General features: G+C 66.6%; 6 protein-coding genes and 1 pseudogene. 1 reads left to right on the forward strand and 6 read right to left on the reverse strand.

Translation table 11 applies throughout. The features are described 5' to 3' along the window. Window positions 1-132 precede the first annotated feature (132 nt). From P8Y39_10555 to P8Y39_10580, 6 genes and pseudogenes are all read right to left on the reverse strand, one after another. The gene (locus P8Y39_10555) at window positions 133-954 is read right to left on the reverse strand and encodes a cytochrome B5 (GenBank protein MEJ2192767.1); all 822 of its coding nucleotides are present in this window, start codon (window positions 952-954) and stop codon (window positions 133-135) included. A gap of 21 nt (window positions 955-975) precedes the next feature. After that, entirely contained in the window at window positions 976-2,661 is a 1,686-nt protein-coding gene (gene mutL, locus P8Y39_10560; protein ID MEJ2192768.1) for a DNA mismatch repair endonuclease MutL, read from the reverse strand. 32 nt (window positions 2,662-2,693) lie between these two features. Continuing rightward, window positions 2,694-3,218 carry an adenylyl-sulfate kinase gene (locus tag P8Y39_10565; protein MEJ2192769.1) on the reverse strand — a complete coding sequence of 175 codons (525 nt, stop codon included), beginning with the start codon at window positions 3,216-3,218 and terminating at the stop codon, window positions 2,694-2,696. 31 nt (window positions 3,219-3,249) lie between these two features. Beyond that, window positions 3,250-4,917: a diguanylate cyclase gene (locus tag P8Y39_10570; protein MEJ2192770.1), complete on the reverse strand. Its 1,668-nt coding sequence runs from the start codon at window positions 4,915-4,917 to the stop codon at window positions 3,250-3,252. A gap of 48 nt (window positions 4,918-4,965) precedes the next feature. Next, window positions 4,966-7,464 (reverse strand): NADH-quinone oxidoreductase subunit NuoG, encoded by a 2,499-nt coding sequence (gene nuoG, locus P8Y39_10575; GenBank protein MEJ2192771.1) that lies wholly within the window; start codon window positions 7,462-7,464, stop codon window positions 4,966-4,968. Window positions 7,465-7,470: 6 nt separating this feature from the next. After that, window positions 7,471-8,913, reverse strand: a pseudogene (locus P8Y39_10580) (NADH-ubiquinone oxidoreductase-F iron-sulfur binding region domain-containing protein). Here P8Y39_10580 and P8Y39_10585 point away from each other — a divergent pair. Next, window positions 8,909-9,883: hypothetical protein (locus P8Y39_10585; protein ID MEJ2192772.1), on the forward strand; the 975-nt coding region annotated here is incomplete at its 3' end. The pseudogene P8Y39_10580 and the gene P8Y39_10585 sit on opposite strands and share 5 nt — an antisense overlap.

Below are 9,883 nucleotides of genomic sequence, written 5' to 3' on the forward strand. Positions count from 1 at the left end.
CTGGTCGGCGAGGCCATGAAAAAGAGCGAAGGCCAGGCGAATCCGAAGCGAGTCAATGAAATATTGCAGGAAATTCTCCTGAAGAAAAAATCCTGAGAAAGCAGGAGGGCATTCGGCATCATGACAGAGAACTCAAAGAAAGTACCGCATGTGACAGTAAAAAGGCTCAGCCGCTATCTCAGGATGCTGGAACGCTGCCAGGAGCAGGGCCTGGAGACCATCTCCAGCGAGGAGCTTGCCACCGAGCTTCATGTGAAGCCCTCCCCGCCAGAGCTTCCGCCCGGTGACGTCCATGACCTTCCCCTGGTGGGCGATGTAGGCCTTCCTGCCCTCCTTTCCGTCGAAGGGCAGGAGCTCATCCGGCCCGAAAACGCCGTTTTCGGGTACACCCGGGGCACGGGAGGCCAGGCGCCGCAAACGCGGGCCCACCACGGCCACCACCAGGAGGGCCGTGGAGACCATGATGACGTAAAGGACCATCTTTGCAAGCAGGGTCTGCCCCCAGTGCGTCCCGGCCAGGACGTCCCAGCCCCGTATCTTGCTTATGGTGAGGAGAATTCCCGTCAGGCCCACCAGCAGCATGGAGACCAGGCCGGTGAGCATCTCCCCCCGGGGGAGGCCCTTGCTGGCGTAGGCCGGCCTGAGGAGGATGTGCACGTAAAGGATGGCGCCGAACCAGACGAAGGAGCTCACTATGTGGACGTATCCCACGGCAAGCCTGAGGGGCCTTCTGATGGGCCCCAGCACCCTGTAGCCTCCCTCGGGGGGCCAGGTATATCCGCTGGCCGCATACTGAAGGCCTTCCCTGGTGAGCCGGCCGCCCAGGGCGGTTTCGTGGCAGGTGAGGCAGCCCTGGCCGGTCCTCTCGGAGTACTCCGGCCGCCCCGGGGACCGGGAGGGCAGAAGGAGCAGGAGGGCCCCCGCACAAAGAAAAAGGAAGAGAAGCCGCCTCATCGCCCCCCATTATAGCAGAGGTCATTTCCTCCCGAAGAGCCTCTGGAGGTCCTCGGCGGCGAGGCGCACCCTGGTGGGTCGGCCGTGGGGACAGTGCTCGGGGTTTTCCGCCCTCCCCAGGTCCCCGAGGAGGGCCGAGACTTCCTCGGCCGTGACCCGCGAGCGTTTCCCCCGCCAGGCGGCGTGGCAGGCCAGGCGGGCCGCCAGGGCCTCCCTGAGGCTCCGCCCGGGCCGCTCCCCCCGCCGGAGCTCCCCGAGCAGGTCCGAGAGCACCCCCCGCACATCGGCCTCCTCTAGCCCCTCGGGCAGGGTGCGCACGAGGACCGTGCTCCCCCCGAAGTCCTCCACCTCGATGCCCATGTCCCCGATCATCTCCCGGCCCGCGAGGACGGCCAGGTGCTCCGAGGCGGTGAGGGTCACCTGTTCGGGAAAGAGAAGCTCCCTGCGCTCAAGCCTCATCCCCCTCAGGAGACGCTCGAAGAGGACCCTCTCGTGGGCGGCATGGTAATCCAGGAGGAAAAGCCCTCCGCCCCCGTCGGGAAAGGCCAGGAAGGTCTCCCCCAGGTAGAGAAAAGGGGGGCTCTCCTGTCCCTCAAGCGGCAGGGGAAGGCTCCCCGTCCCGCCGGGGGCCGGGGCAAAGGCCGCCCGGGGCTCTGCCGCGACGCCAAGGCCTCCGGGGAAGAAGGCCGTCCCTTCCTCCGCCTCTGCGACGCCCTCCTCTCCCCCGCCCCGGAGGGCGTCGGCCACGGCGCGCCGGACGAACCTGTAGATGCCGTCCTGGTCGGAGAAGCGGACCTCCCGCTTGGCCGGGTGCACGTTGACGTCCACCACGCGGGGGTCCAGGGCCAGGTGGAGAAAGAAGATGGGGTGCATCTGCCGGGGCAGGAGCCCCTCGTAGGCGGCGTAGAGGGCGTGGGCCACCGAGGGGTTTCTGACGGGGCGGCGGTTGATGAAGAGGTGCTGGTGCGACCTGCCCTCCCGGAACTTCCCCGGAGGGGAGACAAACCCCGTGAGGGAGAGTCCCGCCCTCTCCCTCTGCACCATGAGAAGCTCGGAGACGAACTCCGTCCCGTAAACCTGGGAGAGCCTCTCCCTGAGGTCCGCGGCCCGGGCCAGCAGAAGCGTCTCCTTCCCCTCCGCGCGGAGGGTGAGGCCCACCTCCGGGTGGGAGAGGGCCAGGGCGGTGGCCGTCTCGATGACGTGCATGAGCTCCGTGGCGTCGCGCTTGAGGAACTTCTTGCGGGCGGGGGTGTTGAAAAACAGGTCCCGCACCTCCACGGAGGTCCCGTGGGCAGGGGCCTCCCGGACCTCCCGGACTTCGCCGCCCTCCGCCTCGATGCGCACGCCGGGGGAGGCCCCCCGGGGGGCGGTGGCCAGGGTGAGGCGGCTTACGGAGGCGATGGAGGGCAGGGCCTCCCCCCGGAAGCCCATGGTGGCTATGGAGAGGAGGTCCTCCTCGCTTTCTATCTTGCTTGTGGCGTGCCTCTTCAAGGCCAGAAGGGCGTCCTCCCTCTCCATGCCCTCCCCGTCGTCGGAGACCCGGATGAGGCGCTTCCCCGCCCCCTGCACGTCGACCTCCAGGAGGCGGGCGCGGGCGTCCAGGGCGTTTTCCAGGAGCTCCCTGAGCACCGAGGCCGGCCTTTCCACCACCTCCCCGGCGGCTATCTTGTTCTTGAGGGCGTCGCTGAGGACCGTGACACGGGGCATGTGCTAACTTTACCGCCTCCCGGGGGAAGGCGTCAAACCTCACCCCCGAGGAGCCTCCTGACCCGGGCCGCCTCCTCCCGGAGGCTCAGGCTTTCGCTTTGAAGGGTAAGCTCGGGGTGGAGAGGCTCTTCGTAGGGGGCGGTAAACCCCGGCACCGGCCAGCCCTCCTCCCCTTTCTTGTAGATGTCCGGAGGGGCGCCCCCCTCACCGGCCCGGGAGGCTTCCCGCGCCCGGGCCACCTTGAGGGGGCAGCGGAGGTAGACCTCGGCGAAGCGGGGGATGAGCGCGCGGGCCAGCTCGCGCCAGCGCCTGAGGTTTCCGGTGGCGTCGATGAGGACGTCGTGGCCCAGCCCGGCCAAGGTGGAGGCCGTAAAGACCAGGGCGCGGTAGAGGACGTCCCTCTCCTCCTCGGAGTAAGTGGGCTCCGGGGTGGCCACCTTCCTGAGGTCGTCCATGCGGAGGACGACCAGGCCGGGCAGCTCCTCTGCCAGGGCCCGGGCAAGGGCGCTCTTTCCGCTGCCGGGGATGCCGGTTATCCAGAGGGCCCTTCCTCCCATGGCCCCATTGTATCAGACGGGGAAGCCCGCCTTACCAGTCCTCCAGCGACACCCGGTTTCTCCCGGCCCGCTTGGAGCGGTAAAGCGCGGTGTCCGCCCGGCTTACCAGGCTGTCGGCGGTGTCCCTCTCCCTGTCCAGGGCGGCCACCCCCAGGCTCAGGCTCAGCCGGAGCACCTTCCCCTCCGCCGGGGAGAACTCCATGGAGGCTATCTCCTCTCGGACGCGCTCGGCGAAGTCCCGGGCGCCGGACAGCGAGGTCTGGGGCATGAGGAGGATGAACTCGTCCCCCCCGTAGCGGCCCACCACGTCGGCCCGCCGGACCTTGGTCCTCAGGGTCTCGGAGACCTGGCTCAGCGCCCGGTCGCCGGCGGCGTGCCCGAAGGTATCGTTTATCTCCTTGAACAGGTCGACGTCGCAGAGGATGACGGAGAGCTCCGTCTCGTAACGCTTGGCCTTGGCCATTTCGTGCCGGAGGAAGTCCATGAGGGCCCTCCGGTTGAACAGGCCGGTGATGGGGTCCACCTTGGAGAGGACCTCCAGCTCCCGGATGAGCCGTTTCCTCTCCTCCTCCGCCTGCTTCCTCTCGGTGATCTCCCGGGTGTGCAGCACCACGTGCGTGGCCACGCCCTTGTCGTCCAGCATGGGGAAGGCCGTGCTCTCCAGCCAGCCCTTCCGTCCCCCCGGAAGGACGGCGGGCCGCTCGCTCGTGCCGGACTTCCCCAGGCGGAAGGTGTCGGCCACCAGGCGCTCCTCGCAGACGGGGGACTCCCCGGCCATGCAGGCCCGCCCCATGACCTCAGGGAGGGGCTTCCTCAGGAAGCGCGCGTAGGCCTCGTTGGCCCGCACCACCACCATGCGCCTGTCCAGGATGCACAGGGGGTCGCGGATGCTGTCGAAGACGGCCGCCAGGAACCTCCGGGAGCTCTCCACCTGCCGCTGGGCCTCCCGGCTCCGGGTGACGTCCCTCAGGACTAGGACGGCCCCGGCCAGGCTGCCCGGGCCGCCCCGGAGGAGGGCCGCGGTGCTCTCGATGTGGGCGGTCACGCCGTTTCTGGCCATCCGGACGTCTCCCTCTCCCCTGCGGGTGCCTCCCTTCTGGAGGGCCTCCCTGAGCGGGCCGGAGGCGGGGTTTGTCCCCCCCGCCGAGGGGAAGACCTCCGCCACGTCCTTCATGCGGGCCTCCTTGAGGGGCATCCCCGTCAGGGCCTCGGCGGCGCGGTTCATGTAGGAGACCCTGCCCTGGCGGTCGGCCACCACCACGGCGTCGGCGATGCTGCCCAGGGTGACGGTGAGCCACTCCTCCCGCTCCCGGAGCGCGCTCTCCATGCTGTGCTTGTACAGGGCCATCTCCAGGGCCGCCTCTATCTCCCGGTCCGTGCAGGGCTTCATGAGGTAGCCCAGCGGAGCGGTCTCCCTGGCCCGGCGGAGGGTCTGGGGGTCGGTGAGGGAGGTGAGGTAGACCACGGGGATGTCCTGCTCGGCGGTGATGCGCCGGGCGGCCTCGATGCCGTCGCCCCCGCCCCGGAGGGTGATGTCCATGAGCACCACGTCGGGCTTCAGGCGGGCGGCCTCCCGGACCGCCTCCTCCGCGGCGTAGGCCACGGCGGCCACCTCGTAGCCCAGAGTCTTCAGGGAGAGGCCGATGTCCCGGGCAACGATGGTGTCGTCCTCCACCACAAGGACCCGCTTCTTCTGCATCACCACCTCCTGCCCCCGAAGGGCGCCCGGACGCGGCGCCCCGGGGTGCTAGGCCGGCTCCACCCTCGCCGCCACCATGTTGGCGGTTCCGTTTGCCGGCGGATAGGTCAGGGCGTTGACCCGGGCGTGGGGGAAGTGCGCCGGCACAAAGAGCATGCCCTCGGGCACCTCGTCGGTGACCCTGGCCTTGAGATAGACCTCTCCCCTCCGGGAGGCCACCCGCACGTAGCCCTCGTCGGCCACGGAGAGCCTCCTGGCGTCCCGGTCGTTTATCTGCACGTAGGCGTCCGAGACCACGGTGCCCAGGCTCTTGGAGATGGTGGTCAGGCTCCCGGAGTGCTGCATGAGGATGCCGGTGACCATGGCGAAGGGGAACTCCTCGTCCACCGGCTCCCCGCCGTCGGGGCTTACGGGGTGGAAGGTCCCTTTCCACCCGGCGGTGGAGAAGGCAAAAGGCAGGGCCGCCGATATCTCCTCCTGGAGCTCCACGCGGCTTCCCATCTCGCCCAGGGGGCTTTGCATGTACCGGGCCAGGTTCCTCAGAATGCGCCAGTCCGCCACCACCTCCCCGGGCCTCTGCGTGCACTGCGCGGCCCGCTGGGGGATGCCTGCCGAGCCCACGAAGGTCCCCCCCTCCTCGGACCAGCCCGCCGCCGGCAGGACCACGTGGGCCATCTTGGCCGTGTCGGTGCGGATGATGTCCTGCACCACCAGGAGGTCCAGCTCCCGGAGCCTCTTTTCCACCTCGGCGGCCCGCGGGAAGGAGATGACCGGGTTCTCCCCCATCACGTAGAGGGCCTTGAGGGAAGAGGACTCCCCGTAGAGCATCTCTATGAGGTCCATGCCCTTCTTCTCCACCGGCCGGTGTCCCGGCCCGGCGTCCGGCCTGACCCCGGCCTCGAACATCCCCAGGGTGTTACAGAACTCCGCCGGCAGCTGAAGCGCCTCCGGCCCCTCCCCCAGGAGCAGAAGGAGGTTTGCCGCCGCCAGGACGACGTCGGTCCCCTTGGTGTTCTCGCTGTCGTTGAGGGTCATCACCAGAAGCCGCTTTCCGGCCGCCGCGAAGTCCCGGGCCGCCTGAGCGAGCCTCTCTGCCGAGACCCCGGCCGCCTTGGCGGCCTCCTCGGCGGAGTAACTCTCCAGGGAGGACCTGAGGGCGGCGAAGCCCTCCAGCTTCTCGGCCTCCGGCTGATGGAGCCCCTCGGCCAGGATGACCTTCATCATCCCGTTTAACAGGGCCACTGCGGTCCCCGGCCTCATCCGGAGCCACTCGGAGCCGTGGCGGGCGAGCTTGGTCGCCTTCGGGTCAAGCACGATGAGCCGGGCCCCGAAGTCCCGGGCCGCCCGGAGGACGTTCAGGCCGAAGACCGGGTGGGTGGAGGTCACGTCGGAGTCCACCACCAGGATGGCCTGGGCCGAGAGGGGGGAGTCAAACCCGATGGGCAGGGCGTTCAGGCCGAAGGCCCGCTTGATGCCCTCCTGGGCCTTGGCGTAGCCGAACCGGGCCGCGCTGTCCAGGTTGGGCGAGCCCACCGCCTCCCGCACGAACCTCTGGAGCATGTAGTTGTCCTCCACGGTGCAGCGCGGGGAGCCGATGGCCCCTATGGCCTCCGGGCCATGCTCCGCCTTTATCGCGGCGAGCCTGTCGGCCACGAACCGGAGGGCCTCGTCCCAGGAGGCCTCCTCGAGCTCCCCGCTTTGGCGGCGGACCAGGGGGTGCGTGAGGCGCTTCTCCGAGTACAGGTAGTCGAACCCGAAGCGGCCCTTCCCGCAGAGGTCGCCCCTGCTGATGCCCTTGCCGTCCAGGCCCCGGGAGCGGATGATCCTGCCCTCCCTGATGCCCAGCGTGAGCGTGCACCCGCTTCCGCAGTGGGAGCAGACGGTGTCCACGTCCTCCATGAACCACACGCGGGAGCGGTAGCGGTAGGGCTTGCTCCCCAGGGCGCCCACCGGGCAGACGTCGATGCACTGCCCGCAGAACTCGCAGTCCAGGGTCTCCTCGAAGGCCGGGCTCACGATGGTCTTGAAGCCCCGGCCGATGAGGTTGATCGCCCCCACCCCCTGGTGCTCCCCGCAGATGCGGACGCACTTGCCGCAGAGGATGCACCGATTGGGGTTTCTCTCCACCAGGGGGGCGGCCAGCAGCTCCGGCCCATGCTTCCTCTCCCCCTTGAACCGGCTCTCGGAGGGCCCGTACTTGAAGGCCATGTCCTGAAGCTCGCACTCCCCCGCTTTGTCGCAGACGGGGCAGTCCAGGGGGTGGTGGATGAGAAGGAGCTCCAGCACCGTCTTTCTGGCCTGGGCTATCTTCTCGCTCTCGGTGTGGACCGCCATGTCCTTGGTCACCGGGGTGGAGCAGGACGCCAGAAGCTTGGGGGAGCCCTCCACCTCCACCAGGCAGACCCTGCAGCCCCCGTAGGCGGTGAGGCGGCGGTCGTAGCAGAGGTGCGGGATGTATATCCCGTTTTGCTGGGCGGCCTGAAGGATGGTGGTCTTCGGGGGGACGGAGACCTTCTTGCCGTTAATGGTCAGCTCTATCGTTTCCATAATGTCTTACGCCTCCACAGCCTGTTTCTTGATGAGTTCTTCCCTGAGCCCGGCCGGACCCGTCTTGAGCGCGGCGAACTTGCAGGCCTCGTAGCAGGAGCGGCACTTGATGCACAGCTCTTGGTTGATGACGTGGGGCTTCTTCTTCTCCCCGGTGATGGCCCCCTGCGGGCAGACCCTGGCGCACACGCCGCAGCCCTTGCAGGTCTCGGGGTCGATGAAGAAGGTCACCAGGTCGGTGCACACGCCCGCCCGGCAGTACTTGTCGTTGATGTGCTGCTCGTACTCCTCGCGGAAGTACCTGATGGTGGAGAGGACCGGGTTGGGGGCGGTCTGCCCCAGGCCGCAGAGGGAGGTCATGATGATCTCCCGGCCGAAGGAGTTCAGAAGCTCGATGTCCTCGGGCTTCCCCCTGCCCTCGGTGATGTCCAGGAGCTTGTCGTGCATCACCTTGGTGCCTATCCGGCAGGGGGTGCACTTGCCGCAGGACTCGTCGGTGGTGAAGTCCAGGAAGAACTTGGCCACCGAGACCATGCAGCTCAGGTCGTCCATGACCACCATGCCCCCGGAGCCCACGATGGCCCCGGTCTTGACGATGTCCTCGTAGGTGACCGGGGTGTCCAGAAGCTCCTCGGGGATGCACCCGCCGGAGGGGCCGCCGAGCTGCACGGCCTTGAACTTCCGGCCCTTCTTGATGCCGCCGCCGATGTCGAAGATGATCTGCCTGATGGGGATGCCCATGGGCACCTCGATGAGGCCGATGTTGTTGACCGACCCGGTCAGGGCGAACACCTTGGTGCCGGTGGACTTCTCCGTGCCCAGGGAGCGGTACCAGTCGGCGCCGTTGAGGATTATCTGGGGGATGTTGGCCAGGGTCTCCACGTTGTTCAGAACCGAGGGCCGGGCCCACAGGCCCTTCTGCGCGGGGAAGGGAGGCCGCGGGATGGGCATGCCGCGCTTGCCCTCTAGGGAGCGCATGAGCGCGGTCTCCTCGCCGCAGACGAAGGCCCCCGCCCCGAGGTATATCTCTATGTCCAGGGAGTAGTCCGAGCCCAGGATGTTCTCCCCGAGGAGGCCGTAGGCCCGGGCCTGCTCGATGGCCTTCTGGAGCCTCTTGACCGCCAGGGGGTACTCCGCCCTGACGTAGATGTATCCCTTGGTGGCGGCGATGGCCTTGCCGGCGATGATCATCCCCTCCAGGACCACGTGGGGGTCGGCCTCCATGATGGAGCGGTCCATGAAGGCGCCGGGGTCGCCCTCGTCGCCGTTACAGAGGATGTACTTGACCTCCCCGGGCACCCGGGCGCAGAGCTCCCACTTCAGCCCGGTGAGGAAGCCCGCCCCGCCCCGGCCCCTGAGGCCGGAGCTCTTCATGGTGGCGATAATCTCCTCCGGGGTCATCTCGTTCAGGGCCCTGGAGGCGGCCTGGTAGCCGTCGCGGGAGATGAAGCTGCGCGATTTCCTGACCTATTACCGGGAGATCGAGTTGTGGCAGGATTATAAAGATAAGACCCTGGATGAACTGCAAGATGAAGTCGTACGGCTCAAAGAAGAGCGCGCCCGCCAGTGGAAAACGCAGTTCCAAACCTACCAGGACCAGCAGAACTACTTCTTGAAAGCCGACGTCAGCCAGAATTACCAAGCTCGTTTCTCTGACTTGGATACAGAAGTGATGGAGAAAATCAACCAGCTCCACCGCAGCTTCAACAAATATTTCCCCTCCTATGGCAATATCCGCAAAGAGAAAATCTTCTTGAGCCGCCAGGTAAGCCAATGGGAGGATTACCGCAGAAGCCTTCAAGAACGCCTTTCGAAATCGCAGCGAACCTTGAGGAATATGCAGCCGGATTGGGTGCATCGCGAGAAAACCGAGCAGGAGGCTAAAAAATTGAAGGACGTCTCGCTGCCCATGGCTGATGAAGAACTGAACAACCTGTATGCTTTTTTGTCTGGCTTCAGTAAGATCGAGGATCAGAGAAAAGCTTTGACGAAGTGGAAAGCCGATCAGGAAAAAGCGCTGGTGGATTTGGGCAACAAACGTCTAAAGCGAAGCCAGGATGTTGAGGCGGCGGAAAGCAAACTCCAGGACGAATCCGCTGTCCTGGAGCTCTTGAAAAATCCACCCGATTATGAACCCTTAAAAAACGATTTTCTCAGTGGGGAGATCACGCAAAAGTTCCGCCGCAAGTTTAGCGAACCAGACGAGAGCTTCATGAGTTTAGTGGAATTGGCCTTCAAGGAGTTCCAGCGTTGGCTGCCTGAACAGGCAGAGTTGCAAGATCAAGAGAGATTGGTCGAGAAGCTGATCCGGACCTATTCCACACAATGGAAGTGGCGCAAGGGCGTCGCCGGGCAAATGGCGGCGGGGGCGCTGGCTGAAATGGAGCGCTTCCGGGCAGCTCTGCACGCCCGCAATCTT

The sequence above is a fragment of the Nitrospirota bacterium genome, assembly GCA_037386965.1.
GTDB lineage: Bacteria > Nitrospirota > Thermodesulfovibrionia > Thermodesulfovibrionales > JdFR-86 > JARRLN01.

Bases quoted from the DNA above. Each gene is read 5' to 3' on its own strand.
- P8Y39_10555 (MEJ2192767.1), bottom strand. From the start codon at position 954: ATGAGGCGGCTTCTCTTCCTTTTTCTTTGTGCGGGGGCCCTCCTGCTC.
- mutL (MEJ2192768.1), bottom strand. From the start codon at position 2,661: ATGCCCCGTGTCACGGTCCTCAGCGACGCCCTCAAGAACAAGATAGCC.
- P8Y39_10565 (MEJ2192769.1), bottom strand. From the start codon at position 3,218: ATGGGAGGAAGGGCCCTCTGGATAACCGGCATCCCCGGCAGCGGAAAG.
- P8Y39_10570 (MEJ2192770.1), bottom strand. From the start codon at position 4,917: ATGCAGAAGAAGCGGGTCCTTGTGGTGGAGGACGACACCATCGTTGCC.
- nuoG (MEJ2192771.1), bottom strand. From the start codon at position 7,464: ATGGAAACGATAGAGCTGACCATTAACGGCAAGAAGGTCTCCGTCCCC.